We start from the raw sequence: 24,871 nt of genomic DNA, 5'->3' as shown, positions 1-24,871 counted from the left end.
CTCCTGATTACTTCTTGCCGGCGATCGGCTTCCGCGGGCCCTTGCGGGTGCGCGCGTTAGTCCGCGTCCGCTGGCCGCGAGACGGCAGGCCCTTGCGGTGACGAAGGCCACGATAGCAGCCGAGATCCATCAACCGCTTGATGCTCATCGTCACTTCGCGACGCAGATCGCCCTCGACACTGAACCTGCCGATCTGGTCGCGCAGGCGCTCCAGTTCAGCTTCGGTCAGGTCCTTCATTTTTGTTGAACGTGGAACCCCAGCAGCATCACAAATCTTCTGTGCGCGCGGACGTCCGATACCGTAGATTGCAGTAAGAGCAATCTCGGCATGCTGGTGGTTCGGGAGGTTTACGCCTGCGATGCGGGCCATCGATTCACCCCAAAATAATCGAAACTTGCAATTATACCTTCAACCGACTGGCGACCCACCCGAGTGAGCCGCAGCGATCAACCTTGACGCTGTTTGTGACGCTGATCCGAACAAATCACACGGACGACGCCATGACGCCGAATGATCTTGCACTTCCGGCAGATGCGTTTCACAGATGCCAGCACTTTCATGACTCACTCCTGATTCCCCGGCACGAGGCGCAGCCAGCCCTTCGCCGAATTATTGCGTAGATTACTGCGTAGAAACTTCTCACTTCGCGCGGAAGACGATTCGCGCGCGACTCAGATCGTATGGCGTAAGTTGAACCGTGACCTTGTCGCCCGGCAGAATGCGTATGTAGTGCATCCGCATCTTGCCTGATATAAAACCCAGGACGATATGCCCGTTTTCGAGCTTCACCCTGAAGGTGGCATTGGGAAGGTTCTCGATAACCTCTCCCTGCATTTCGATCAAATCTTCCTTTGCCATCCTATTTCGCCGACATCCCGGAGCCTTTGAAGTTGGCTTTCTTCAGCAAACTCTCGTATTGGTGTGACATGGCATATGCCTGGACCTGAGTCATGAAATCCATCGTAACCACCACGATGATCAGCAGCGAGGTACCGCCAAAATAAAAGGGCACATTCCACTTCAGGATCAGGAACTCGGGCAGCAAGCATACGATCGTGATGTACGCCGCCCCAACGAGGGTGAGTCGCATCAGTATCTTGTCAATGTAACGCGCTGTCTGATCCCCTGGCCTTATCCCTGGCACGAAAGCGCCGCTCTTCTTGAGGTTATCTGCCGTTTCCTTGGAGTTGAAAACCAAGGCGGTGTAGAAGAAACAGAAGAAGATAATCGCCGCCGCGTACAGCATGACATAGACCGGCTGCCCCGGAGACAAGGCACCAGCAATGTCCTTAAGCCAGCGAACCGACTCACCCGAACCAAACCAACCGGCAACGGTCGCTGGAAAAAGTATGATCGACGAGGCAAAGATCGGCGGGATAACGCCCGCCATGTTCAACTTGAGCGGCAAGTGCGAACTCTGACCGCCATAAATCTTGTTACCAACCTGGCGCTTTGCGTAGTTGACCAGGATCTTTCGCTGACCCCGTTCGACAAACACCACGAAGGCGGTGACCAGAACCACCAGCAAGCTGATCACGATTGCCGTCAGCGGATGCATGGCACCCGTACGCACCAACTCCAGCAAACCACCGATCGCGTTCGGCAGGCCGGCTGCGATCCCGGCGAAAATGATGATCGAAATCCCGTTGCCCAGGCCCCGTTCGGTCACCTGCTCGCCGAGCCACATCAGGAACATTGTCCCGGTAACCAGCGTCGTCACGGTCACGAAGCGGAACATCATTCCCGGGTCGAGCACCAGCCCGGGTTGGGACTCAACCGCAACCGCTATACCAATCCCCTGAAACAGCGCCAGAAAGACGGTGCCATAACGCGTGTACTGCGTTATTTTCCTGCGCCCGGCTTCGCCCTCCTTCTTCAGCGCCTCGAGTTGAGGGCTGGCGTGAGTCATCAGTTGCATGATGATCGACGCCGAAATGTACGGCATGATTCCGAGCGCGAAAATCGTGAAGCGCGACAAGGCGCCTCCGGAAAACATGTTGAACATGCCAAGGATGCCGCCCTGCTGTTGCTTGAACAGCTCGCTCAAAGCCTGCGCATCAATGCCTGGCACGGGAATGTGCGCCCCAATCCGGTACACGACCAGTGCCCCGAGCAGGAACCACAGCCGGCGCTTGAGGTCGCCAAACTTTCCACCCTTGCTAACCGTGCTCGAACTAGTTGCCAAAAAAGATCACCCCTGCCTGCTCGTTAATCCGCAATGCTGCCACCGGCGGCTTCGATTGCCGCCCGTGCGCCTGCGGTCGCCCCGACACCCTTGAGGATGACCTTACGGTTGATCTCGCCAGAGAGCACAACCTTCGCCGACAACGCGTGCTGCGAGACGAGATTGGCCTGCATCAGCGTCGAAAGGTCTATCTCGTCGACCGGTAAGCGCGCGATTTCCGACAGGCGAACCTCGAAGTTACGCGCCCTGGTCATAGACTTGAAGCCACGCTTTGGCAAACGGCGCTGTAGCGGCATCTGGCCGCCTTCGAAGCCCACCTTGTGGAAGCCACCCGCACGCGACTTTTGTCCCTTGTGACCGCGCCCGCAGGTCTTTCCCAACCCGGAGCCGATCCCGCGCCCGACACGCTTCCTACCCGCACGCGCCCCGTCAGCGGCCTGAACAGTATTAAGTTCCATCTCAGCCCTCACACTTCAACAGGTAGGACACCTTGTTGATCATTCCCCGAACCGCCGGCGTGTCTTCAAGGACCGAGCTACTATTGAGCCGCCGCAAGCCCAAACCTCGTACCGTGGCGCGGTGCGACTCCTTGGTGCCGATGAGGCTCCGGACGAGCGTCACCTTTACTTTTTTCTCAGCCATTTCTTACCCCAGGATTTCAGCGACCGTCTTGCCCCGCTTGGCGGCGACCTCGGCTGGCGTGGTCATCGCCTTCAGGCCATTGATGGTTGCGCGGACGATATTGTAAGGATTGGTTGAACCGTGCGCCTTGGCAACCACATTGGTCATACCGATGACATCGAAGACCGAGCGCATGGCCCCGCCAGCAATGATCCCGGTTCCCTCAGGTGCCGGCTGCATCATCACTCTTGAAGCCCCGTGATGCCCCACGACCGTGTGCTGCAGGGTGCCACCCTTGAGGCTGACCTTGATCAGGTTACGGCGCGCCTCCTCCATCGCTTTCTGCACGGCGACCGGCACTTCGCGCGACTTCCCCTTGCCCATCCCCACACGACCATCCCCATCACCAACCACCGTCAGTGCTGCGAACCCGAGAATACGACCACCCTTCACCACCTTGGTCACTCGGTTGATAGAGATCATCTTCTCACGCATGCCGTCATCGGGCTTCTCGGCTTGCTGAGGTTTTCTGCTTTGCGGCTTAGCCATCGATTACTCCAATTCTCTGTGGCGCGATCAGAACTTGAGGCCGGCTTCACGGGCTGCGTCTGCCAGCGCCTTGATCCGCCCGTGATAGCGAAAGCCTGCACGATCAAACGAAACCTGTTCGATTCCGGCCTTTCTGGCGCGCTCGGCGATCAACAGGCCGATCGTCTTCGCCGCGCTGATGTCGCCCCCGTTCGGGAGCATCTTCCGCACCTCGGGCTCCAGCGAGGAAGCTGCCGCGAGCACCTGCGAACCACAAGCCGAAATTACCTGGGCGTAGATATGGCAGTTGCTGCGGTGAACCGACAAGCGCACTGTCTTCAGTTCGGCAATCTTGGCCCGGGTTTTGCGAGCCCTGCGCAAACGCGCCTGTTTTTTGTCAATCATCTCTGCACCCCTACTTTTTCTTCTTGGTTTCCTTGATCACGACCACCTCGTCTACATATCGCACGCCCTTGCCCTTGTAGGGCTCGGGCTTGCGATACGAACGAACTTCGGCCGCGACTTGGCCAACGAGCTGTCGATCAACGCCCTTGATCACAATCTCGGTCTGGGTCGGCGTCATAGCAGTAATGCCGCTCGGGAGCTTGTAAGCAACTGGATGCGAGAATCCAAGGGTCAGGTTGAGCGTGTCGCCCTGGGCTTGAGCACGATACCCAACGCCAACGAGGCTTAGCTTACGCTCGAATCCCTTGCTAACACCCGTAACCATGTTCGCAACCACGGCACGAATGGTGCCGGACATCGCATCGCCATTGGCCATCCCCAAAACCGGCTTGCACGACAGGCTATCACCCTCCTGTTCGACCGTCACCGCTGGATGAGCGGGAAAAACGAGCGTACCGAGTGGCCCCTTGACGGAAACTTGTTCCAGCGAGATATCTACCGAAACACCCGGCGGGAGAACAATTGTTTTCTTTGCAACGCGGGACATAGCTACCCCTTATGCGACGAAGCACAGCACTTCGCCGCCAATATGGCTGGCGCGAGCCTTACGGTCAGTCATAACGCCCCTGGGTGTCGAGACTATTGCTACCCCAAGACCATTCATGACCAGCGGGATGTCATCAGCTCCTCTGTAGATCCGGAGGCCCGGCCGTGACACGCGGTCTATCCGCTCGATGACCGGTCGACCCGCATAATACTTAAGGCCAATTTCGAGAATCGGCTTGCCTTCATTCGGACTAACTGCGAAATCCTCGACGTAACCTTCGTCCTTCAACACCTGGGCGATGGCAATCTTTACCTTTGAAGACGGCATGGCGACGGAGGCCTTGCTTGCCATCTGGGCATTTCGGATGCGTGTCAGCATGTCGCTGATCGGATCGCTCATACTCATTTCGTTCTCTCCTGCCTACCAGCTAGCCTTGACCATTCCTGGCACTTCGCCCTGCATCACGAACTCGCGCAGCTTGCCGCGACCCAAACCGAACTTGCGATAGACACCCCGAGGACGTCCGGTCAACTGACAGCGATTGCGAAGCCTGACCGGGCTCGCATTGCGCGGTAGCGCCTGGACTTTCAGGCGCGCCTCAAAGCGCTCTTCGACAGACCGACCCTGGTCAGCAACGGCAGCCATCAGCTCAGCACGCTTCTTGGCATATTTTTCCACAATCTTGCGCCGCTTTTCACCGCGGTTGATCACAGCGAGTTTTGCCATTTCGTCTCAGTTCCTGAAGGGAAATTTAAACGCGCCAAGCAAGGCACGCGCCTCTTCATCCGTCTTGGCAGTAGTAGTGACACTGATGTTCATGCCCCGCAACGCATCAATCCGGTCATACTCGATTTCGGGGAAGATGATCTGCTCCTTGAGGCCCATGTTGTAGTTACCACGACCGTCGAAACCCTTGCCGGAGATACCGCGAAAGTCGCGGACCCTGGGCAGCGCTACGGTGACCAGTCTGTCTATAAACTCGAACATGCGCGGACCGCGAAGGGTCACCATGCACCCAATTGGGTATCCGGTGCGAATCTTGAAACCGGCGATGGACTTCCTCGCTTTGGTGGTGACGGGCTTTTGCCCAGCGATCTTGACCAGGTCGCCCATCGCATTCTCAAGCACTTTCTTGTCCGCGATGGCCTCACCTACCCCCATGTTCAGGGTAATCTTGGTGATTCGGGGGACCTGCATTCTCGACTTATACCCAAACTTCTGGGTCAGTTCGGGCACCACTGTGGTGTTGTAGTACTCCAGCAAACGCGCCATGATTGTCCCTTATGCCCCCAACACTTCGCCGTTCGACTTGAAAAAACGAACCTTTGTGCCATCTTCAAGGGTCTTGAAGCCAACTCGGTCTGCTTTTCTGGTCGCCGGGTTATAGAGCGAAACGTTAGAAATGTGTAGCGGCATCTCTTTCTCAACAATACCGCCGACGACACCTTTGACCGGATTTGGTTTGACATGCTTCTTCACTCGATTCACGCCCTCCACCAGGACATGCTCGGCGTCCGAACGGCGAAGGACACTTCCCCGTTTTCCCTTGTCCCTACCGGCGGTCACGATAACATCGTCGCCCTTGCGAATCCTTTCCATGCCCCCCCCTAAAGTACTTCAGGTGCCAACGACACGATCTTCATGAATCGATCACCGCGCAATTCGCGTGTAACCGGCCCGAAGATACGGGTACCTATCGGCTCCATCTTGTTGTTGAGGAGTACGGCCGCGTTGTGGTCGAACTTCACCAGCGACCCGTCTACGCGTCGCACGCCTTTGGCAGTACGCACCACCACTGCGCTGTAGACATCACCCTTCTTGACGCGCCCGCGGGGGGCAGCATCCTTGATGCTCACCTTGATAATATCGCCCACGCCTGCATATCGACGCTTTGAGCCGCCCAACACCTTGATGCACATCACTGAGCGTGCGCCGGTGTTGTCGGCGACGTCGAGAGTAGTCTGTACTTGAATCATTTGTCACTCCAACTTGGCCCGCGGTGGCGGTCAGTCTTGGAACCCACAAGGGGAGAAAGGCTCGACCTCGAAACACCATCGAGCGGGGGAAAGCCGGCGATTATAACCGCTATTGAGACAAAATCAAGGGCTAAATCGCCACTGCACGTTCGAGCAGCTTGCTGACAACCCACGATTTCGTCTTCGACAATGGCCGCGACTCCTGGATCTCGACAACATCACCCAGTTTGGCTTCGTTCTTGTCGTTGTGCGCGTGGTACTTGCTCGAGCGCACGATGATCTTGTTATATATCGGGTGTTTCACTCTGCGCTCGACAATTACCGTCACAGTATTATCCATTTTGTCGCTGAGGACGCGCCCAACCAAGGTACGCTTGCTGGTAGTGGTTTCGCTCATTGAACTGCCTTTTCACGAAGAAGCGTGCGTACGCGTGCGATCTGGCGACGCACCTTGCCAATCTGACTGTTGTTCGACAACTGCTGTGTAGCAAGCTGCATTCGCAGGCCGAACTGGGCCTTCAGCAGGGCCAGCAGTTCCTGGTTCAGCTCGTCGACGGTTTTTTCTCTGAGTTCACTGACTTTCATGATCAACCTACCATGCGCGTAACAAAAACCGTCGGGATCGGAAGCTTGGCGGCCGCAAGGGCAAAGGCTTCGCGAGCAAGAGTTTCGCTGACCCCATCCATCTCGTAAAGGACCTTACCCGGCTTGATCTCGGCCACGTAGTACTCTGGATTCCCTTTGCCGCTTCCCATACGAACCTCGGCAGGCTTCTTGGAAATCGGCTTGTCGGGAAAGATGCGGATCCAGATCCGCCCGCCACGCTTGATATGACGCGTCATTGCACGCCGAGCAGCTTCAATCTGACGGGCAGTCAGTCGGCCACGGCCAATTGACTTCAGTCCATACTCACCGAAACTGACCTTGGCCCCGCGCAGCGCCAGGCCCGTATTGCGGCCTTTCTGCTCTTTGCGGTATTTCCTTCTAGCTGGCTGCAGCATCTGTTGTACCTGCCTTTCTTACTCGTTTCACGGGTGCCTTCGCTTCCCCAACAGCGCCCTCAACCCTCGCCAGTTCCTCCGGCCCCTTCACCATGCGCGGCGGCCTGTCGGCAACGTCACCGGCGCGCGGAGCACGACGGGGGCGGCGCTGCTCATCAAGGGTCGCATCGGAAGCCGTCGCCGCCTGCTCCTGGCGATTGAGAATCTCCCCTTTGAAGATCCAGACCTTGACGCCAATAAGACCATAGGTAGTCAAGGCTTCGGAGGTCGCGTAGTCAATATCAGCCCGCAGCGTATGGAGCGGGACTCGACCCTCGCGGTACCATTCGCGCCGAGCAATTTCCGCGCCATTGAGACGGCCTGAACTCATGATCTTTATACCCTGCGCGCCAAGACGCATGGCGTTCTGCATCGCACGCTTCATGGCCCGGCGGAACATGATACGCTTCTCGAGCTGCTGCGTAATCGAGTCGGCCACCAATTGCGCGTCCAGCTCGGGTTTGCGAATTTCCTCGATACTGACGTGCACAGGGACGCCCATGATCTTCTGTAAAGCGATCCGCAGGTGATCGATCTCCTCACCCTTTTTCCCAATCACCACACCCGGGCGTGCCGAGAAGATCGTGACGCGGGCGTTCTTGGCGGGGCGCTCGATCAGGATACGTCCAACCGACGCGTGCTTTAGCTTCTTCTTGAGGTATTCGCGAACGCGAACATCTTCGTTGAGCATGCCGGCAAAGTTCTTGCTGTTGGCGTACCAGCGCGAAGACCAATCACGCGTGACGGCCAGACGAAAGCCAGCAGGATGAATCTTTTGTCCCATTCTTGTTCCTCAGTTGCCGACAGTCAGAAAAACGTGACAGGTCGGCTTGACGATCCGGTTGCCGCGTCCCTTCGCCCGCGCCGTGAAGCGCTTGAGCACCATGCCCTTTTCGACAGAGATGGTCTTAACCTTCAGTTCGTCAATATCGGCACCCGCATTGTGCTCGGCATTGGCGATCGCCGATTCGAGCACCTTCTTGATGATCGCTGCACCCTTCTTGGGGCTGAATGTCAGCAGATTGAGTGCCCGATCGACGGCCAGGCCGCGGATCTGATCGGCCACCAGGCGACCCTTCTGGCTCGACAGCCGAACGCCGCGCAAAACAGCACGAGTTTCCATATTCATTCCTTTACTTCTTGGCCTTCTTGCCAGAGGTGTGGCCTTTAAACGTGCGGGTAAGAGAAAACTCGCCCAGCTTGTGCCCAACCATGTTCTCGGTGACATACACAGGAACATGTTGCTTGCCGTTATGAACCGCGATGGTCAAGCCCACAAAATCTGGCAGCACGGTGGACCGGCGCGACCAGGTCTTGATCGGGCGCTTATCGCCAGTCGCACGCACCGTGCCCACTTTTTTGATCAGATGGGCATCAGCAAACGGGCCCTTTTTAATGGAACGTCCCATGGTTCTCTATCCCTTAGCGTTTTTGACGGCGCTGCACGATCATCGAAGTCGTGCGCTTGTTGCGACGAGTGCGATAACCTTTGGTCTTGGTACCCCAAGGACTGACCGGATGCATACCCGATGCCGTCTTGCCTTCGCCCCCACCGTGCGGGTGATCGATCGGATTCATCGCCACACCACGTACGGTTGGGCGAATGCCGCGCCAACGATTCCCGCCAGCCTTGCCTATCGAACGTAGACTATGCTCTTCGTTACCCACCTCGCCGATCGTCGCGCGGCACTCGACGTGCACTCGGCGAATTTCACCGGAGCGCAAGCGCAACTGGGCGTGGACGCCTTCCCGGGCCAATAACTGCACCGAGGTGCCAGCCGAACGTGCCAACTGAGCGCCCTTGCCGGGCACCATCTCGACGCAGTGGATGGTCGTGCCAACCGGGATGTTGCGAATGGGCAGGGCGTTGCCTACCTTGATCGGGGCCTCTGAACCACTGTTTATCTGCTGACCAACAACAAGGCCTTTGGGCGCAATGATGTAGCGACGCTCGCCATCCGCATAACAGAGCAGAGCAATGTTGGCGGTCCGGTTTGGATCGTACTCGAGACGCTCTACTGTCGCCGGAATCCCGTCCTTGTTGCGCTTGAAATCAACCAGGCGATAGTGTTGCTTGTGACCACCGCCCTGGTGGCGAGTCGTGATATGCCCGTTGTTGTTGCGGCCAGCCTTTTTCGACTGCGACTCGACAAGCCCGGCAACCGGAGCGCCCTTGTGCAGATTAAGATTGACGACCCGGATAACCGCGCGGCGGCCGGGCGAGGTCGGTTTGACTTTAGCGAGTGCCATCTAGACCGCTCCCCCATCGACGAAATTAATCTCCTGGCCGGGCTGCAGGCACACATAGGCCTTCTTCCAGTTGCTGCGACGGCCCATCACGCGGCCAAACTTTTTCTGCTTTCCTTTGACGTTGGCGATCTGGACCGACTCGACAGCCACCTTGAACAGCAACTCGACCGCTCCCTTGACTTCAGGCTTTGTTGCGTTGGAGGCAACACGAAAGATCACCTGCTGGTACTTGTCGGCAACGAAGGTGGCCTTTTCGGAGATCTGCGGTGCGAGGAGCACTTGCATCAAACGTTCTTGATTCATCCCAGGATCTCCTCAAACTTGGCGAGCGCAGCTTTTGTCAGCAGGACCTTCGGGAAGCGGACCAAGGACACCGGGTCCGCCTGCTGGACTTCAACCACGAGGACATTCGGCAAATTACGCGACGCCAGAAAAACGTTCTCGTCGAGATCGTCTGTAATCACAAGCACCGACTCGTAACCCATCCCTTTGATCTTCGCTGCAAACAACCTGGTCTTGGGCGCCTCAATCGACAGGCTTTCCACCACGGCCAGGCGACCTTCACGAGCGAGCTGCGAAAGGATCGATGCCATGCCCGCGCGGTACATTTTCCTGTTCAGCTTGTGGCTGAAATTCTCGTCCGAAGAATTCGGGAAAACCCGGCCGCCGCCGCGCCAGATCGGCGATGACGACATACCGGCACGAGCTCGTCCGGTGCCCTTTTGACGCCACGGCTTCTTGGTCGTGTGCCGCACATCCTGGCGATCCTTCTGGGCCCGATTGCCACTACGCGCGTTCGCCTGGTAGGCAACCAGGACCTGGTGCACCAACGCTTCGTTGTATTCGCGACCAAACAGGACGTCGGAGGCCTCGAGGCGGCTCGCTTCCTGTCCTTCGTCATTGATAAGCTTGAGTTCCATTTATGCCCCCACCTTGACTGCCGGACGCACTATGACGTCGGCGCCCTTGGAGCCGGGAACGGCGCCTTTAAGCAACAGCAACTGGCGCTCAACATCGACACGCACGACCTCAAGGTTCTGCTGTGTGCGCTTCACGGCGCCGAGATGGCCGGCCATCTTCTTGCCCGGAAAAACGCGACCCGGATCCTGCGCCATACCGGTGGACCCGAGAGCCTGGTGGGAGACCGAGTTGCCATGCGCAGCGCCCTGGGACCTGAAGTGATGCCGCTTGATGCCGCCCGCAAAGCCCTTGCCGATGGTTTGCCCCGTCACGTCAACCTTTTGTCCGACGGAAAAGATGGTGACGCTGATATGGTCACCCGCCTGGAGAGCCGCGAGCTCGTCAACGGAAACCGGGAACTCCTTCAGGACATGGCCCGCCTCAACACCGGCCTTGGCGAGGTGACCGGCCAATGGCTTGTTGACACGAGAGGGGCGACGTTTGCCGAAAGCCACCTGGACGACGGAGTAGCCATCATTCTGCTGCGTTTTGATCTGGGCGACCCGATTGTTCGACACATCGAGCACGGTTACCGGGACACTTACGCCGTCGTCGGTAAAAATGCGCGTCATGCCGACCTTGCGCCCAACAAGGCCAAGACTCATGTTTATTCTCCTCTGACCGGCTACGATTGGCCGGCGAGCGCTGCTAAGGAACGGGCAGTCTCAATATAGGCTGCCCGGCGAAAGGCGGCGATTATAGCCGCAAGGAAGCCTTACTGCAACTTAATTTCAACGTCAACACCCGCGGGTAGATCAAGCTTCATCAGGGCATCGACGGTCTTGTCAGTTGGATCAATGATATCCATCAGGCGAAGATGGGTGCGTATCTCGAACTGGTCACGCGAAGTCTTGTCGACATGCGGTGAGCGCAGAATATCAAAACGCTGGATGCGGGTCGGCAGCGGAACCGGGCCACGAACAACGGCCCCGGTACGCTTTGCGGTGTCGACAATTTCCTGAGCTGACTGATCAATCAGACGATAGTCAAAGGCTTTCAGGCGGATGCGGATTTTCTGGCTTTGCATGTCTTCTTCCAAAGAGCGGCCGGTGGAAAGGGAACCCCACCGGGAGTTTGCCGAACTACTCGATTATTTTCGCGACGACGCCGGCGCCGACGGTACGGCCACCTTCACGAATCGCGAAGCGCAGGCCCTCTTCCATGGCAATCGGGGAAATCAGTTTGACCGTCATCTGGACGTTGTCGCCGGGCATCACCATCTCGACACCTTCCGGCATCGCAATCGCTCCGGTCACGTCGGTCGTGCGAAAATAGAACTGTGGACGATAGTTGTTGAAGAACGGCGTGTGACGCCCCCCTTCTTCCTTCGACAGACAGTAAACTTCACCCGTAAAGTGCGTGTGCGGCTTGATCGAACCCGGCTTGGCCAGCACCTGACCACGCTCAACGTCGTCTCGCTTCGTGCCCCGCAACAGCACGCCCACGTTGTCGCCCGCCTGCCCCTGGTCCAGCAGCTTGCGGAACATTTCAACGCCCGTGCAGATCGTCTTCACCGTCGGCTTGATGCCAACGATCTCGACTTCTTCACCGACTTTCACCACCCCGCGCTCAACACGACCCGTGACCACCGTGCCACGTCCAGAGATCGAGAACACGTCCTCGATCGGCAACAGGAAAGGCTTGTCTACCGCTCGCTGCGGCGTCGGAATGTAAGCATCCAGCGCGTCCGCCAAGGCCATCACCGAGCCTTCGCCCAGCGGTCCCTGATCGCCTTCCAGAGCCTTCAACGCCGAACCCTGGACGATCGGTACGTCGTCACCCGGAAAGTCGTACTTCGACAGCAACTCGCGCACTTCCATGTCCACCAGCTCCAACAACTCGGCATCGTCAACCATGTCGCACTTGTTCAGATAAACGATGATGTAGGGCACACCAACCTGACGCGCCAGCAGAATGTGCTCTCGCGTCTGCGGCATCGGTCCGTCAGCCGCCGAAACCACCAGGATCGCACCGTCCATCTGCGCCGCCCCGGTAATCATGTTCTTGATGTAGTCCGCGTGACCCGGGCAATCCACGTGCGCGTAGTGACGCTTGGCCGTCTCGTACTCGACATGCGCGGTATTGATCGTGATGCCACGCGCCTTCTCTTCCGGCGCCGCATCAATCTGGTCGTAGGCCTTCGCCACACCGCCATATTTCTTCGCCAGAATGGTCGTGATCGCCGCCGTCAGCGTGGTCTTCCCATGATCAACGTGCCCAATCGTGCCCACATTGACGTGCGGCTTCGTGCGTTCAAATTTTCCCTTGGCCATTTAGTATCCTTACAATATCAGAGTCATTTCTTGTTGATGACCGCCTCGGCGACGTTTTTCGGCGCCTCAGCGTAGTGCTTGAATTCCATTGAGTAAGTCGCGCGCCCCTGACTGAGGGATCGCAGGGTCGTCGAATAACCAAACATCTCAGCCAGCGGCACCTCCGCCTTGATGGCTTTGATGTTTCCGGGCAGGTCTTCCATTCCCTGAATCATGCCGCGACGGCTCGACAGGTCGCCCATCACGTTCCCCATATAGTCCTCAGGCGTCTCCACGTCGACTGCCATCATCGGCTCAAGGAGGGTCGGCGAAGCTTTGCGCATTCCCTCCTTGAAGGCAATGGCTGCCGCTTGCCGAAAGGCATTTTCATTCGAATCCACGTCGTGGTACGAGCCTTCAAACAGCGTGAACTTGATATCGACCACCGGAAATCCCGCCAGCACGCCACTGGTGACCGAATCCTGCAACCCCTTGTCCACCGCGGGGATGTACTCTCGAGGTACGGTACCACCCTTGATCGCGTCAACGAACTCGTACCCTTTGCCAGGCTCGTTCGGCTCAATTTTTAACCAGACATGACCATACTGACCGCGGCCACCCGACTGTTTGACAAACTTCCCTTCCTGTTCGACCGATTTCTTGATGCATTCCCGATAGGCCACCTGTGGCGCGCCGACGTTGGCGTCCACACCGAATTCCCGCTTCAGTCGATCAACGATTATCTCCAGGTGGAGCTCGCCCATTCCCGAGATAATCGTCTGCCCAGACTCTTCATCGGTACGCACGCGGAACGAGGGATCCTCCTGAGCCAGGCGACCGAGGGCTATGCCCATCTTCTCCTGGTCCGGCTTGGTCTTCGGCTCGACGGCCACGTGGATCACGGGCTCAGGAAATACCATCCGCTCCAGGGTGATGACTGCCGAAGGATCGCAGAGGGTTTCGCCGGTAGTTACTTCCTTGAGGCCAACGCACGCTGCGATGTCGCCCGCGAGCACTTCCTTGAGTTCTTCACGATTGTTGGCGTGCATCTGCAGGACTCGGCCGATGCGCTCGCGACGGCCCTTGATGGGGTTGAAAATCGTGTCGCCAGATTTCAGAACGCCAGAATACACTCGGATGAAGGTCAACTGGCCGACGTAGGGGTCGGTCATCAGCTTGAAGGCGAGAGCAGAAAACTTCGCACTGTCGGACGCTTCCCGCGTATCCGGCTCACCGTTTTCCTTCTCCCCGGTAACTGGAGGAATGTCCACCGGCGACGGCAGAAGATCAATCACCGCGTCGAGCATGCGTTGCACGCCCTTGTTCTTGAAGGCCGTTCCGCAAAGGGCCGGCTGAATTTCGCACGCGATGGTGCGATCACGCAAGCCCTTGATCAGGTCCGCTTCAGTCAGATCACCCTCATCGAGGTACCTGTCCATCAGCTCTTCAGACGACTCTGCGGCGGCTTCGACCATCTTGCTGCGCCATTCGTCGGCCTCGGACTGCAACTCGGCCGGAATGTCGCGGTAATCGAACTTCATCCCCAGCGAGGCTTCATCCCAGTAAATCGCCTTCATCTTGATCAGATCGACGACCCCCTCGAAGTAGTCCTCCTTTCCGATCGGTATGACGATTGGGACCGGATTGGCCTTCAGGCGGGTCCGCATCTGGTCAACGACCTTAAAAAAATCCGCGCCCTGGCGGTCCATCTTGTTGACGAAGGCCAACCGGGGTACTTTGTACTTGGTCGCCTGACGCCAAACGGTTTCGGACTGCGGCTGCACACCACCCACAGCACAATAAATCATGCACGCGCCATCGAGGACACGCATCGAGCGCTCGACCTCGATCGTGAAATCCACGTGACCAGGCGTATCGATGATGTTGATCCGGTGCTCGGGACGATCCAGCTGCATGCCCTTCCAGAAGCACGTCGTGGCCGCCGAGGTAATGGTAATCCCCCGCTCCTGCTCCTGCGCCATCCAGTCCATCGTCGCGGCGCCGTCATGCACTTCACCGATCTTGTGGTTGATACCCGTATAGAACAGGATACGCTCCGTCGCCGTCGTCTTGCCAGCATCAATGTGAGCGCTGATACCGATGTTCCGGTAACGCTCAATGGGGGTTTTGCGAGCCACAGTATGAACCTTCGCTAATAAAGAACGATCGCCAGCACAAGGCAGCCGAAGCGGCGCCCTGGACGCTGGTGCCTTAGAACCGGAAGTGCGCGAACGCCTTGTTGGCCTCGGCCATACGGTGCACTTCGTCGCGCTTCTTGACTGCACCGCCGCGGCTTTCCGATGCTTCCAGCATTTCTGCTGCCAGGCGCTGACCCATCGACTTTTCCGAACGCTTACGCGCTGACTCCCGCAGCCAGCGCATGGCAAGGGCCATCCGGCGGCTAGGACGAACCTCAACCGGCACCTGATAATTCGCCCCACCCACCCGACGACTCTTGACTTCGACCAGAGGCTTGATGTTACCAAGAGCCAAACCGAAAACCTCGAGGGGATCCTTTCCAGTCTTGGTCACGATCTGGTCAAAGGCTCCATAGACAATACGCTCGGCGACGGACTTCTTGCCGCTTTTCATGATCGTATTGACGAACTTCGACACCTCGACATTGCCAAATTTCGGGTCCGGCAGAATATCGCGCTTCGGTACTTCACGACGACGGGGCATAGCAACCTCTCATAGTCACAATTCAGTTGAAGGATTGGGCAACAGACCCACCCCTCCCAGCCGCCCATCACGAGCGACCCTTACTCGGGACGAAACTCAAGCCGCCTTCGGGCGCTTGGTACCGTACTTGGAACGACCCTGCTTGCGCTTCTTCACACCCTGGGTATCCAGCGAACCGCGAACAGTGTGGTAACGGACACCTGGCAGATCCTTGACACGACCGCCGCGGATCAGAACAACAGAGTGCTCCTGCAGGTTGTGGCCTTCACCACCAATGTATGAAATAACCTCAAAACCATTCGTCAGCCGAACCTTGCAAACCTTGCGCAGCGCAGAGTTGGGCTTCTTCGGCGTGGTAGTGTACACACGAGTGCAAACGCCCCGCTTCTGGGGGCAATTGCTCAGTGCAGGGACTTTGCTCTTGGTGCGTACGGCCTCGCGCGGCTTGCGCACCAGCTGGTTAATGGTTGGCATTGCTTCCACCCCTATGTTCAGTTCAGAACGCGACGTGACGAGCACTTGGCGTCTGCAAAAAACCAAGGCGGACCAAAGGCCGCCTTGGCGACATCCATAACAAGCCGACGCGACACCTAGCTATCGGCGACAAAGACCGGCGATTCTATGGTCTATTGGGGTCCAAGTCAAGCAACGGGGGCATTCTGCGCACTCTCTTCACTGGCAGACAGATCGTCTTCAGACAGCAGTCCGCTCCCCGCAGCAATATCCTCACCAGCCGCATTCTTCTTGCGCGTGTTGTGGTAGGCAAGACCCGTTCCCGCCGGTATCAGGCGACCGACAATGACGTTTTCCTTGAGTCCGCGCAGCTCGTCACGTTTACCCATGATCGCTGCTTCTGTCAGCACCCGCGTCGTTTCCTGGAATGACGCAGCCGAAATGAACGAATCGGTGGACAGCGAGGCCTTCGTGATGCCAAGCAGCACATGTTCGTACGTCGCTGGCAGCTTACCATCGGCGAACATGCGGTCGTTTTCGTCGAGCAAATGCGCACGTTCGACCTGCTCTCCCTTGATAAACTTGGTATCGCCAGGATCCAACACATTGACGCGGCGCAGCATCTGGCGAACGATCACCTCGATGTGTTTATCATTGATCTTGACGCCCTGAAGACGATACACATCCTGAACCTCGTCCGTAATGTAGATCGCCAGAGCTTCGACGCCCAGCAGGCGCAGAATGTCGTGCGGGTCTGGCGCGCCATCGACGATCGATTCACCCTTATTCACCACCTGCCCGTCATGCACCAGGACATGCTTGTCCTTCAGGATAAGGTATTCGTGGTTCACGCCTTCAAGGTCAGTAATTACCAGCCGCTGCTTGCCTTTGGTGTCCTTGCCGAAGGACATGGTGCCGGTAAACTCCGCCAACATTCCCGCATCCTTGGGCGTACGCGCCTCGAATAGTTCCGCAACGCGCGGCAGGCCGCCGGTAATGTCACGCGTCTTGGCCGATTCCTGCGGCAGGCGAGCAAGCACGTCACCAACGGAAATCTGTTGGCCATCGAGCACATTGATGATCGCGCCAACCTGAAAGGTAATTGTGACCGGGTGATCGCTGCCGTGCATCTTGACTTCTTCGCCGTCGGGTTCGAACAACCTCACTTGCGGACGCAAGCCCTTGCTCGGAGCCTTCCCGCCACGCTTCGGATCGATCACCACCAGAGTTGATAGCCCCGTGACCTCATCAATTTGCTTGGCGACCGTAACGCCTTCTTCGACGTTCTCGAACTTTACCAGACCCGAGTATTCGGCAATGATCGGACGCGTGTGCGGATCCCAACTGGCCAGCCTGGCACCGGCTTTGACCGCCTGAGCATCGGCAACCTGCAACGTTGCACCGTAGGGAACTTTGTGTTTCTCCCGCTCGCGACCATTGTCGTCAGTGATCAGGATCTCGCCGGAACGGGTGATGACTATCTTCTCGCCCTTTGCACTGGTCACGTAGCGCATGGTCGAAGTGAAGCGCACGATGCCCGCGCTGTGCGTCTCGACCTGGCTGGCAACTGCCGCGCGCGACGCTGCACCACCGACATGGAAGGTGCGCATGGTCAACTGGGTTCCCGGCTCGCCGATGGATTGTGCAGCGATCACGCCAACTGCTTCACCGACGTTCACCGGCGAACCACGCCCCAGATCGCGGCCATAACACTTGGCGCAAAGACCGTAACGCGTTTCGCAAGTCAGGGGCGTGCGCGCCTTGACTTCGTCAATCCCCAACTGATCGATCAGGTCGCAATGATCCTCGCTGATCAGCGTCCCTTGCTCGATGACCGTCTCCTGGGTGTCGGGATGAACGACGTCAGAAGCCGTCACGCGACCGAGGATCCGCTCACGCAGAGCCTCTATCACCTCGCCGCCTTCAATCAGGGCCTTCATGGTCACGCCGTTGCTTGTGCCGCAATCGTCCTCGATGACGACGAGGTCCTGCGTCACGTCGACCAGTCGCCGGGTCAGGTAACCTGAGTTGGCTGTCTTCAAGGCGGTATCTGCAAGGCCTTTGCGCGCGCCGTGGGTCGAAATGAAGTACTGCAGAACGTTCAGCCCTTCGCGGAAGTTGGTCGTGATCGGGGTTTCAATGATCGAGCCATCCGGCTTGGCCATCAGGCCGCGCATACCTGCCAACTGACGGATCTGGGCCGCAGAACCCCGCGCGCCTGAGTCAGCCATCATGAAGATGGAATTGAAAGACTCCTGCATCTCCTTCTCTCCGTGGCGATTCGTCACCTCCACGTGACCTAGCTGATCCATCATTACCTTGGCAACCTTGTCGCCCGTACGACCCCAGATGTCGACCACCTTGTTGTAGCGCTCACCGTTGGTCACTAGACCATTGGTGTATTGGTTCTCGATTTCCTTGACCTCCGCTTCGGCGTCGGCGATGATGTTGCGCTTTTGGGCCGGCACCAACATGTCATCGGAACAGATGGAAATCCCGGCGCGAGTCGCCAGACGATAGCCATTCTGCATCAGCTTGTCGGCAAAAACGACGGTTTCCTTGAGACCACAGCGGCGGAAAGCCGCATTGATCAGTTTCGATATTTCCTTTTTCTTCAGGGTCTTGTCGATCAGGCTGAAAGGCAGCCCCTTGGGCAGTATCTCCGAGAGCAGCGCGCGACCAGCCGTCGTCCGGTAACGAGTGGTCTTTTCCTGCCAGCCGTTCTCCCCGTCCCTCTCATACTCGGCAATGCGGACCGAAATCCTTGCGTGAATATCGAGCTCACCAGCCTGCATGGCGCGCGTCACTTCAGCGAGATCGGGAAACATCATGCCCTCACCCCTGGCATTGATCCGCTCGCGGGTAGCATAGTAGAGACCAAGGACGATGTCCTGCGACGGGACGATGATCGGCTCGCCGTTTGCAGGCGACAGAACATTGTTTGACGCCAGCATGAGCGTCCGCGCTTCCATCTGGGCCTCGAGCGACAAGGGCACATGAACCGCCATCTGGTCGCCGTCGAAGTCGGCGTTGAAAGCGGCACAAACCAGCGGATGCAACTGGATCGCCTTGCCTTCGATCAGGGTCGGTTCGAACGCCTGAATCCCGAGGCGGTGCAGGGTCGGGGCGCGATTGAGCATAATCGGATGCTCGCGAATCACCTCTTCCAGGATATCCCAAACGACGGCTTCCTGGGTCTCGACCATCTTCTTGGCCTGCTTGATGGTGGTGGCCAGACCCATCACCTCCAGACGGTTGAAGATGAAAGGTTTGAACAGTTCGAGCGCCATCAGCTTCGGCAGACCGCACTGATGGAGCTTGAGTTGTGGCCCAACGACAATCACCGAGCGGCCGGAATAGTCAACGCGCTTGCCGAGCAGGTTCTGGCGAAAGCGACCGCCCTTGCCCTTGATCATGTCGGCCAGCGACTTCAGCGGCCGCTTGTTGGCGCCAGTCATTGCCTTGCCACGACGGCCATTGTCAAGCAGCGAATCAACCGCCTCTTGCAGCATGCGCTTCTCGTTGCGCACGATGATCTCCGGGGCCTTGAGCTCAAGTAGACGCTTGAGGCGGTTGTTGCGGTTGATCACCCGCCGATAGAGATCGTTCAGATCAGACGTCGCAAAACGCCCACCGTCAAGCGGCACCAACGGGCGGAGATCTGGCGGCAAAACGGGCAGGACTTCAAGCACCATCCACTCGGGTTTGATGCCCGACTTCTGGAAGCCCTCAAGGATCTTCAGACGCTTGGAGAACTTCTTGCTCTTGGTTTCGGAGGTGGTCGTCTCGAGTTCGCCGCGCAGACTGTCGACCTCGCGCGCCAGATCGATTGAACGCAGCAATTCGCGGATGCCTTCAGCGCCCATCGCTGCCAAGAAGTCGTCACCGTACTCCTCGACCTTCGCCAGATAGTCATCCTCAGTCAGCAACTGACCGCGAGCCAGTGGTGTCATGCCCGGATCGAAGACCACGAAGGCTTCAAAGTAAAGCACCCGCTCGATGTCGCGCAGCGTCATGTCAAGAACCATGCCGAGACGACTCGGAAGGCTCTTCAGGAACCAGATATGAGCGACCGGACTGGCCAGTTCGATGTGTGCCATACGCTCACGACGAACCTTGGCCAGCGTCACTTCCACGCCGCACTTCTCACAGATGACGCCACGATGTTTCAGCCGCTTGTACTTGCCACAGAGGCACTCGTAGTCCTTGATCGGGCCAAAAATTTTTGCGCAGAACAAGCCATCACGCTCCGGCTTGAAGGTGCGGTAATTGATGGTCTCCGGCTTCTTGACTTCGCCGTATGACCATGAACGAATCTTGTCCGGCGAGGCAAGGCCAATGGTGATCGCGTCAAACTGCTCTTCCTGCGTCACCTGTCTAAACAAATCAAGCAATGCTTTCATCTTTTGCTCCAGTGAGGAGTGAGGTGTCAGGGGTGAAGAGCCATGAGGCTGGAGGAGTTACATCCCTCACTCACCCCTCGGCAAAACAATCAGAAACGTTCGAGATCAATATCGATCGCCAGCGAACGGATTTCCTTGACCAACACATTGAACGACTCAGGCATGCCGGCGTCAATCTTGTGATCACCCTTGACAATGTTCTCGTAGACCTTGGTGCGGCCATTGACGTCGTCCGACTTGACGGTCAACATTTCCTGCAGCACGTAGGAAGCGCCGTAGGCCTCGAGCGCCCATACCTCCATCTCGCCGAAACGCTGACCACCGAACTGCGCCTTGCCGCCCAGCGGCTGCTGGGTAACGAGCGAGTAAGGGCCGGTCGAACGTGCGTGCATCTTGTCATCGACCAGGTGGTGCAGCTTCAACACGTGCATGTAACCAACCGTCACCTGACGCTCGAACTGCTCGCCGGTACGGCCATCGTACAGCGTCATCTGCGCTGATGCCGGCATGTCGGCCAAGGCGAGAACCGACTTGATCTCCGATTCCTTGGCGCCGTCGAAAACCGGCGTCGCAAACGGAACGCCCGCCTCGAGATTGCCCGCCATTTCGAGAATTTCGGCATCGCTAAGCTGCTCAAGGTCTTCGGGTTTACCCGTCCCGTTATAGATCTGGTCGAGAAAGCCCCGGACTTCCTTGGCGGTCGCCTGCCGGCGGAGCATCTCGCCGATCTTGACACCGAGACCCTTGGCGGCAAGCCCCAGGTGCACTTCAAGAATCTGACCAACGTTCATCCGAGAAGGAACACCCAGCGGGTTGAGCACGATGTCCACCGGACGGCCGTCGGCCATGTAAGGCATGTCCTCAACCGGTACGATACGCGAGACCACCCCCTTGTTGCCATGCCGCCCGGCCATCTTGTCGCCCGCTTGCAGGCGCCGCTTGACCGCAACGTAGACCTTGACCATCTTCTGCACACCGGGCGGCAATTCGTCTCCCTGCGTCAGTTTCTTGCGCTTTTCCTCGAAGGCGACGTCGAAGCCCTTGCGCGTCTGCTCCAGGCCCTCACGTAGCGACTCCAGTTGCTGCGCAACGTCTTCATCTGCCATCCGGATGTCGAACCAGTGATGCGGGTCGATCCCATCAAGGTATTCCTGAGTGACCAGCGTCCCCTTGGCCAACCGCTTCGGCCCGCCATTTGCGGACTTGCCGACGATCATGCGCTCCGCACGCGCAAAGGCATCGCGTTCGACGATACGCAGTTGGTCAGCAAGGTCAAGCTTGTAACTACGTAGGTGGTCATCAATGATCGACTGAGCCCGCTTGTCACGCTCAATACCTTCGCGGGTGAAGACCTGAACATCGATGACTGTCCCCGAGATCCCGGACTGAACCCGCAGCGAGGTGTCCTTCACATCCGAAGCTTTCTCGCCAAAGATCGCGCGCAAGAGTTTCTCTTCCGGCGTCAATTGCGTTTCGCCCTTGGGCGTGACCTTACCCACCAGCACGTCACCGGCTTCAACTTCGGCACCAATATAGACAATCCCCGACTCGTCGAGTCGTGAGAGTTGCGACTCGCCAAGAGAAGCGATGTCGCGAGTGATTTCCTCCGGACCGAGTTTGGTGTCACGCGCGACGACGGTTAGTTCCTCGATGTGGATCGAAGTGAAGCGATCTTCCGCAACAACGCGCTCGGATATGAGGATGGAATCCTCGAAGTTGTAGCCGTTCCAGGGCATGAACGCGACCAGCATGTTCTGGCCGAGAGCCAGTTCGCCCTTGTCGGTCGATGCTCCGTCCGCCACCACGTCGCCCCTGGCAATGCGATCACCGACGCGCACCAGTGGCCGCTGGTTGATATTCGTGTTCTGGTTGGAGCGGGTATACTTGACGAGATTGTAAATGTCGACTCCGACTTCGCCTGGTCCCGTTTCATCGTCATTCACCCGCACGACAACGCGCGAGGCGTCAACGTAGTCCACCAACCCACCGCGCAGCGCCTGCACCGCCGTTCCAGAATCCACGGCGACGGTGCGCTCAATGCCTGTGCCCACCAAGGGCTTTTCCGGACGCAGGCAGGGAACAGCCTGACGCTGCATGTTGGCTCCCATCAGCGCACGGTTGGCATCGTCATGCTCGAGAAAGGGAATCAGGGAGGCAGCCACCGACACGATCTGGCTCGGCGCCACGTCCATGTACTGCACACGCGCCGGCTCGGCAAGGATGGTCTCGCCCTTCTCGCGGCAGGTCACCAGTTGATCAGTCAATACCCCCGCATTACCAAGATCGGAATTAGCCTGAGCGATGATATAAGCGCCCTCCTCGATCGCGGAGAGATACTCGATCTGATCGGTCACCCGGCCATCAACCACCTTTCGGTAGGGGGTTTCAAGAAAGCCGTACTCATTGGTGCGGGCGAACAAGGCCAGTGAATTGATCAGGCCGATGTTCGGACCCTCCGGCGTTTCGATCGGGCAGACGCGTCCATAGTGTGTGGGATGCACGTCTCGTACTTCAAAACCCGCCCGCTCACGTGTCAAGCCGCCTGGACCAAGCGCCGAAACGCGGCGCTTGTGGGTGATCTCGGACAGAGGGTTGGTCTGGTCCATGAACTGCGACAGCTGGCTCGAGCCGAAAAACTCCCGGACTGCAGCGCTGATCGGCTTGGCGTTGATCAGATCGTGCGGCATCAGGTTGTCCGACTCTGCCTGTGACAGGCGCTCCTTTACGGCACGTTCGACGCGTACCAGACCGGCTCGGAACTGATTTTCCGCCAGTTCACCCACCGAGCGCACACGGCGGTTGCCCAGATGGTCGATGTCATCGATTTCGCCACGACCATTGCGCAGTTCAACCAGCAGCTTGATGACTTCAACGATATCACGCGGCGACAAGGTCAACTGTTCCCGCACCTCGCCCGCGACCCCCAGCGCCTTGAGTTGATCAAGCAAGGCCTCTGCGGCTTCTCGGCTCAGGTTCTCGGCTACTGCCCGTGGTCCATGGCTCAACTCGGCAAGGATCTGCTCGACCACCGGGATGGACTCGCCAACCGCCTCGTTGATCAGCTTGACGATCCCCTCACGCTTGGACGGCACATGCTTGACCATGACCTTGTATTCAACAACGTCCTTCCGGCCCACCCGGCGGTTGAACTTCATGCGGCCAACCGCCGACAGATCGTAGCGATCGTCAGAATAAAACAGCCCGTTGAAGAGGATTTCGACCGCTTCTTCGGTTGGTGGCTCGCCGGGTCGCATCATCCGGTAAATGGCAATGCGTGCGGCCTGCCGAGAGACCGTTTCGTCAGCGCGCAGGGTCTGCGAAATGAAACCACCACGGTCAAGGTCGTTAATGTAAAGCGTGTGCAACGACGTCACCCCGGACTCGACCAGCTTTGCCAGCAGGTTCTCGCTAATCTCGTCGTTGGCATTGGCCAAGATCTCCCCGCTGCTCGGATCTATGATGTCCTCGCCGATCACCCGACCAATCAAAAAGTCTTCCGGCACGACGACCTGCTTGATTCCCGCAGCATCGAGTTCGCGGATATGCTTGGCGGTAATGCGCTTGTCCTTGGCGATAATCAGCTGCCCCGACGGATCGTTGAAGTCGAAGCGGGCAACCTCTCCCCGCAGGCGCTCAGGAACCAGGGCAAATTCAGTCACCTGCCTGCCCAGGTAGAAGGTGTCAAACTCGAAAAATTCGCGCAGAATCCGTTGCGACGTCAAACCAATCGCCTTCAGCAGCGTGGTCACCGGCATTTTGCGACGACGGTCGACACGGAAAAAGAGCAAGTCCTTGGGGTCGAACTCGAAATCCAGCCAAGATCCACGGTAGGGGATCACCCGCGCCGAAAAAAGCAACTTGCCTGAACTATGGGTCTTGCCGCGGTCGTGCTCGAAGAAGACGCCTGGCGAGCGGTGAAGCTGGGAGACGATGACCCGCTCGGTGCCATTGATGACAAAGGAACCGGTCGAAGTCATGAGCGGAATCTCGCCCATATAGACTTCCTGCTCCTTGACTTCCTTGATCGTGTCCGGGGCCTCGCGGTCGAGAATTACAAGACGGACCTTTGCTCGCAGGGCAGAGGCGAAGGTCAGGCCACGCTGCTGGCACTCGGTGACGTCGAAAGCCGGTTCAGAAAGCGTAAAGCTGACAAACTCCAGCCGCGCATTACCACTGTGACTGACAATCGGGAAAATCGAGGAGAAGGCAGCCTGCAGTCCCTGGTTTTTTCGCTGCCCCACGGGCACTGTCGCCTGCAGAAAAGCGGAGAAGGACTCTAGCTGGGTTGCCAGCAAGTAGGGAACGTCAAGCACGCTGACGCGCTTGGCGAAGCTCTTGCGGATACGCTTTTTCTCGGTGTAGGAGTAGGTCATGGTCGCTCCGAACTCAGAAGGCAAATCCTCTAGCGCACCGGCGACAATCGCACTATCCGCCGGGGCGCAACGGACAAACGCAATATGACTGGATGACAAAACGGCAGGGAACGGGCCTGCCCAGGCTTAACCAGTCGTACTTGCGTTTGCACACTGCATGGCATTACGCCCACCCAACGGGCAGACGCCAAGCCG

At 58.0% G+C, this 24,871-nt stretch carries 31 protein-coding genes; all 31 read right to left on the bottom strand.

Annotated features, from left to right (window positions below; all coding sequences use genetic code 11):
- Window positions 1–7: 7 nt before the first annotated feature.
- The 31 genes from rpsM to rpoB all read right to left on the bottom strand — a co-directional run bounded on the left by rpsM (window position 8) and on the right by rpoB (window position 24,676).
- Window positions 8–370 (bottom strand): 30S ribosomal protein S13, encoded by a 363-nt coding sequence (rpsM, locus tag V5B44_RS03675; RefSeq protein ID WP_332357757.1) that lies wholly within the window; start codon window positions 368–370, stop codon window positions 8–10.
- Between the two features lie 77 nt (window positions 371–447).
- A complete protein-coding gene (rpmJ, locus tag V5B44_RS03670) occupies window positions 448–561 on the bottom strand; it encodes a 50S ribosomal protein L36 (protein WP_287635449.1) in 114 nt (37 codons plus the stop codon).
- A gap of 79 nt (window positions 562–640) precedes the next feature.
- Entirely contained in the window at window positions 641–859 is a 219-nt protein-coding gene (gene infA / locus V5B44_RS03665) for a translation initiation factor IF-1 (protein WP_287635448.1), read from the bottom strand.
- A gap of 1 nt (window position 860) precedes the next feature.
- Entirely contained in the window at window positions 861–2,186 is a 1,326-nt protein-coding gene (secY, locus tag V5B44_RS03660; RefSeq protein WP_332357756.1) for a preprotein translocase subunit SecY, read from the bottom strand.
- A 23-nt stretch (window positions 2,187–2,209) separates the two neighbouring features.
- Complete coding sequence (gene rplO, locus V5B44_RS03655) at window positions 2,210–2,644, bottom strand: 50S ribosomal protein L15 (RefSeq protein ID WP_332357755.1); 435 nt, start codon at window positions 2,642–2,644, stop codon at window positions 2,210–2,212.
- Between the two features lies 1 nt (window position 2,645).
- On the bottom strand, window positions 2,646–2,828 hold the full coding sequence (gene rpmD, locus V5B44_RS03650) for a 50S ribosomal protein L30 (protein ID WP_287635444.1): 183 nt from the start codon (window positions 2,826–2,828) through the stop codon (window positions 2,646–2,648).
- 3 nt (window positions 2,829–2,831) lie between these two features.
- Window positions 2,832–3,356, bottom strand: a complete 525-nt coding sequence (rpsE, locus tag V5B44_RS03645; RefSeq protein ID WP_332357754.1) for a 30S ribosomal protein S5 — start codon at window positions 3,354–3,356, stop codon at window positions 2,832–2,834.
- Window positions 3,357–3,383: 27 nt separating this feature from the next.
- Window positions 3,384–3,737 carry a 50S ribosomal protein L18 gene (rplR, locus tag V5B44_RS03640; protein ID WP_332357889.1) on the bottom strand — a complete coding sequence of 118 codons (354 nt, stop codon included), beginning with the start codon at window positions 3,735–3,737 and terminating at the stop codon, window positions 3,384–3,386.
- Between the two features lie 13 nt (window positions 3,738–3,750).
- Window positions 3,751–4,287 carry a 50S ribosomal protein L6 gene (gene rplF / locus V5B44_RS03635; RefSeq protein WP_332357753.1) on the bottom strand — a complete coding sequence of 179 codons (537 nt, stop codon included), beginning with the start codon at window positions 4,285–4,287 and terminating at the stop codon, window positions 3,751–3,753.
- A 9-nt stretch (window positions 4,288–4,296) separates the two neighbouring features.
- On the bottom strand, window positions 4,297–4,692 hold the full coding sequence (gene rpsH, locus V5B44_RS03630; RefSeq protein ID WP_332357752.1) for a 30S ribosomal protein S8: 396 nt from the start codon (window positions 4,690–4,692) through the stop codon (window positions 4,297–4,299).
- A 15-nt stretch (window positions 4,693–4,707) separates the two neighbouring features.
- Window positions 4,708–5,013 carry a 30S ribosomal protein S14 gene (gene rpsN / locus V5B44_RS03625; RefSeq protein WP_332357751.1) on the bottom strand — a complete coding sequence of 102 codons (306 nt, stop codon included), beginning with the start codon at window positions 5,011–5,013 and terminating at the stop codon, window positions 4,708–4,710.
- Window positions 5,014–5,019: 6 nt separating this feature from the next.
- Entirely contained in the window at window positions 5,020–5,562 is a 543-nt protein-coding gene (rplE, locus tag V5B44_RS03620) for a 50S ribosomal protein L5 (protein ID WP_332357888.1), read from the bottom strand.
- 6 nt (window positions 5,563–5,568) lie between these two features.
- Window positions 5,569–5,886: a 50S ribosomal protein L24 gene (gene rplX, locus V5B44_RS03615; RefSeq protein WP_332357750.1), complete on the bottom strand. Its 318-nt coding sequence runs from the start codon at window positions 5,884–5,886 to the stop codon at window positions 5,569–5,571.
- Window positions 5,887–5,894: 8 nt separating this feature from the next.
- Window positions 5,895–6,263 carry a 50S ribosomal protein L14 gene (gene rplN, locus V5B44_RS03610; RefSeq protein ID WP_287635436.1) on the bottom strand — a complete coding sequence of 123 codons (369 nt, stop codon included), beginning with the start codon at window positions 6,261–6,263 and terminating at the stop codon, window positions 5,895–5,897.
- 130 nt (window positions 6,264–6,393) lie between these two features.
- Complete coding sequence (gene rpsQ / locus V5B44_RS03605; protein ID WP_332357749.1) at window positions 6,394–6,660, bottom strand: 30S ribosomal protein S17; 267 nt, start codon at window positions 6,658–6,660, stop codon at window positions 6,394–6,396.
- Window positions 6,657–6,848, bottom strand: coding sequence for a 50S ribosomal protein L29 (gene rpmC, locus V5B44_RS03600; RefSeq protein ID WP_332357887.1), 192 nt, complete (start codon window positions 6,846–6,848; stop codon window positions 6,657–6,659). The genes rpsQ and rpmC overlap by 4 nt, the downstream gene beginning before the upstream one ends.
- A 2-nt stretch (window positions 6,849–6,850) precedes the next feature.
- Complete coding sequence (gene rplP / locus V5B44_RS03595; RefSeq protein WP_332357748.1) at window positions 6,851–7,264, bottom strand: 50S ribosomal protein L16; 414 nt, start codon at window positions 7,262–7,264, stop codon at window positions 6,851–6,853.
- A complete protein-coding gene (gene rpsC / locus V5B44_RS03590) occupies window positions 7,248–8,087 on the bottom strand; it encodes a 30S ribosomal protein S3 (protein ID WP_332357747.1) in 840 nt (279 codons plus the stop codon). Before rpsC ends, rplP begins: the two co-directional genes overlap by 17 nt.
- A gap of 9 nt (window positions 8,088–8,096) precedes the next feature.
- Window positions 8,097–8,426 carry a 50S ribosomal protein L22 gene (rplV, locus tag V5B44_RS03585; protein ID WP_332357746.1) on the bottom strand — a complete coding sequence of 110 codons (330 nt, stop codon included), beginning with the start codon at window positions 8,424–8,426 and terminating at the stop codon, window positions 8,097–8,099.
- 10 nt (window positions 8,427–8,436) lie between these two features.
- Window positions 8,437–8,712, bottom strand: a complete 276-nt coding sequence (rpsS, locus tag V5B44_RS03580; RefSeq protein WP_332357745.1) for a 30S ribosomal protein S19 — start codon at window positions 8,710–8,712, stop codon at window positions 8,437–8,439.
- A 13-nt stretch (window positions 8,713–8,725) separates the two neighbouring features.
- Window positions 8,726–9,553, bottom strand: coding sequence for a 50S ribosomal protein L2 (gene rplB, locus V5B44_RS03575; RefSeq protein ID WP_332357744.1), 828 nt, complete (start codon window positions 9,551–9,553; stop codon window positions 8,726–8,728).
- Window positions 9,554–9,856 (bottom strand): 50S ribosomal protein L23, encoded by a 303-nt coding sequence (gene rplW / locus V5B44_RS03570; RefSeq protein WP_332357743.1) that lies wholly within the window; start codon window positions 9,854–9,856, stop codon window positions 9,554–9,556. It lies immediately after the preceding gene.
- Window positions 9,853–10,473, bottom strand: a complete 621-nt coding sequence (gene rplD / locus V5B44_RS03565) for a 50S ribosomal protein L4 (protein ID WP_332357742.1) — start codon at window positions 10,471–10,473, stop codon at window positions 9,853–9,855. The genes rplW and rplD overlap by 4 nt, the downstream gene beginning before the upstream one ends.
- Complete coding sequence (gene rplC, locus V5B44_RS03560) at window positions 10,474–11,118, bottom strand: 50S ribosomal protein L3 (RefSeq protein WP_332357741.1); 645 nt, start codon at window positions 11,116–11,118, stop codon at window positions 10,474–10,476.
- A gap of 110 nt (window positions 11,119–11,228) precedes the next feature.
- Entirely contained in the window at window positions 11,229–11,540 is a 312-nt protein-coding gene (gene rpsJ, locus V5B44_RS03555; RefSeq protein WP_287635423.1) for a 30S ribosomal protein S10, read from the bottom strand.
- Window positions 11,541–11,595: 55 nt separating this feature from the next.
- Window positions 11,596–12,786: an elongation factor Tu gene (tuf, locus tag V5B44_RS03550; protein ID WP_332357732.1), complete on the bottom strand. Its 1,191-nt coding sequence runs from the start codon at window positions 12,784–12,786 to the stop codon at window positions 11,596–11,598.
- A 23-nt stretch (window positions 12,787–12,809) separates the two neighbouring features.
- Window positions 12,810–14,903, bottom strand: a complete 2,094-nt coding sequence (gene fusA, locus V5B44_RS03545; RefSeq protein WP_332357886.1) for an elongation factor G — start codon at window positions 14,901–14,903, stop codon at window positions 12,810–12,812.
- A 73-nt stretch (window positions 14,904–14,976) separates the two neighbouring features.
- Window positions 14,977–15,447, bottom strand: coding sequence for a 30S ribosomal protein S7 (rpsG, locus tag V5B44_RS03540; RefSeq protein WP_287632192.1), 471 nt, complete (start codon window positions 15,445–15,447; stop codon window positions 14,977–14,979).
- 96 nt (window positions 15,448–15,543) lie between these two features.
- Window positions 15,544–15,921 (bottom strand): 30S ribosomal protein S12, encoded by a 378-nt coding sequence (rpsL, locus tag V5B44_RS03535; protein ID WP_332357885.1) that lies wholly within the window; start codon window positions 15,919–15,921, stop codon window positions 15,544–15,546.
- Between the two features lie 167 nt (window positions 15,922–16,088).
- Window positions 16,089–20,303: a DNA-directed RNA polymerase subunit beta' gene (gene rpoC / locus V5B44_RS03530; protein WP_332357740.1), complete on the bottom strand. Its 4,215-nt coding sequence runs from the start codon at window positions 20,301–20,303 to the stop codon at window positions 16,089–16,091.
- An 89-nt stretch (window positions 20,304–20,392) separates the two neighbouring features.
- On the bottom strand, window positions 20,393–24,676 hold the full coding sequence (gene rpoB / locus V5B44_RS03525) for a DNA-directed RNA polymerase subunit beta (RefSeq protein ID WP_332357739.1): 4,284 nt from the start codon (window positions 24,674–24,676) through the stop codon (window positions 20,393–20,395).
- Between the last annotated feature and the right edge of the window lie 195 nt (window positions 24,677–24,871).

It is taken from the genome of Candidatus Accumulibacter necessarius (assembly GCF_036625085.1).
The sequence above is the reverse complement of the archived record's forward strand: the minus strand, read 5'-3'. Positions and strand labels throughout refer to the sequence as shown.

Excerpts from the sequence above, each read along its gene's own strand:
- rpsM (WP_332357757.1), bottom strand. The coding sequence starts at position 370 with ATGGCCCGCATCGCAGGCGTAAACCTCCCGAACCACCAGCATGCCGAG.
- rpmJ (WP_287635449.1), bottom strand. The coding sequence starts at position 561 with ATGAAAGTGCTGGCATCTGTGAAACGCATCTGCCGGAAGTGCAAGATC.
- infA (WP_287635448.1), bottom strand. The coding sequence starts at position 859 with ATGGCAAAGGAAGATTTGATCGAAATGCAGGGAGAGGTTATCGAGAAC.
- rplO (WP_332357755.1), bottom strand. The coding sequence starts at position 2,644 with ATGGAACTTAATACTGTTCAGGCCGCTGACGGGGCGCGTGCGGGTAGG.
- rpmD (WP_287635444.1), bottom strand. The coding sequence starts at position 2,828 with ATGGCTGAGAAAAAAGTAAAGGTGACGCTCGTCCGGAGCCTCATCGGC.
- rpsE (WP_332357754.1), bottom strand. The coding sequence starts at position 3,356 with ATGGCTAAGCCGCAAAGCAGAAAACCTCAGCAAGCCGAGAAGCCCGAT.
- rplF (WP_332357753.1), bottom strand. The coding sequence starts at position 4,287 with ATGTCCCGCGTTGCAAAGAAAACAATTGTTCTCCCGCCGGGTGTTTCG.
- rpsH (WP_332357752.1), bottom strand. The coding sequence starts at position 4,692 with ATGAGTATGAGCGATCCGATCAGCGACATGCTGACACGCATCCGAAAT.
- rpsN (WP_332357751.1), bottom strand. The coding sequence starts at position 5,013 with ATGGCAAAACTCGCTGTGATCAACCGCGGTGAAAAGCGGCGCAAGATT.
- rplX (WP_332357750.1), bottom strand. The coding sequence starts at position 5,886 with ATGGAAAGGATTCGCAAGGGCGACGATGTTATCGTGACCGCCGGTAGG.
- rplN (WP_287635436.1), bottom strand. The coding sequence starts at position 6,263 with ATGATTCAAGTACAGACTACTCTCGACGTCGCCGACAACACCGGCGCA.
- rpsQ (WP_332357749.1), bottom strand. The coding sequence starts at position 6,660 with ATGAGCGAAACCACTACCAGCAAGCGTACCTTGGTTGGGCGCGTCCTC.
- rpmC (WP_332357887.1), bottom strand. The coding sequence starts at position 6,848 with ATGAAAGTCAGTGAACTCAGAGAAAAAACCGTCGACGAGCTGAACCAG.
- rplP (WP_332357748.1), bottom strand. The coding sequence starts at position 7,264 with ATGCTGCAGCCAGCTAGAAGGAAATACCGCAAAGAGCAGAAAGGCCGC.
- rpsC (WP_332357747.1), bottom strand. The coding sequence starts at position 8,087 with ATGGGACAAAAGATTCATCCTGCTGGCTTTCGTCTGGCCGTCACGCGT.
- rplV (WP_332357746.1), bottom strand. The coding sequence starts at position 8,426 with ATGGAAACTCGTGCTGTTTTGCGCGGCGTTCGGCTGTCGAGCCAGAAG.
- rpsS (WP_332357745.1), bottom strand. The coding sequence starts at position 8,712 with ATGGGACGTTCCATTAAAAAGGGCCCGTTTGCTGATGCCCATCTGATC.
- rplB (WP_332357744.1), bottom strand. The coding sequence starts at position 9,553 with ATGGCACTCGCTAAAGTCAAACCGACCTCGCCCGGCCGCCGCGCGGTT.
- rplW (WP_332357743.1), bottom strand. The coding sequence starts at position 9,856 with ATGAATCAAGAACGTTTGATGCAAGTGCTCCTCGCACCGCAGATCTCC.
- rplD (WP_332357742.1), bottom strand. The coding sequence starts at position 10,473 with ATGGAACTCAAGCTTATCAATGACGAAGGACAGGAAGCGAGCCGCCTC.
- rplC (WP_332357741.1), bottom strand. The coding sequence starts at position 11,118 with ATGAGTCTTGGCCTTGTTGGGCGCAAGGTCGGCATGACGCGCATTTTT.
- rpsJ (WP_287635423.1), bottom strand. The coding sequence starts at position 11,540 with ATGCAAAGCCAGAAAATCCGCATCCGCCTGAAAGCCTTTGACTATCGT.
- tuf (WP_332357732.1), bottom strand. The coding sequence starts at position 12,786 with ATGGCCAAGGGAAAATTTGAACGCACGAAGCCGCACGTCAATGTGGGC.
- rpsG (WP_287632192.1), bottom strand. The coding sequence starts at position 15,447 with ATGCCCCGTCGTCGTGAAGTACCGAAGCGCGATATTCTGCCGGACCCG.
- rpsL (WP_332357885.1), bottom strand. The coding sequence starts at position 15,921 with ATGCCAACCATTAACCAGCTGGTGCGCAAGCCGCGCGAGGCCGTACGC.
- rpoC (WP_332357740.1), bottom strand. The coding sequence starts at position 20,303 with ATGAAAGCATTGCTTGATTTGTTTAGACAGGTGACGCAGGAAGAGCAG.
- rpoB (WP_332357739.1), bottom strand. The coding sequence starts at position 24,676 with ATGACCTACTCCTACACCGAGAAAAAGCGTATCCGCAAGAGCTTCGCC.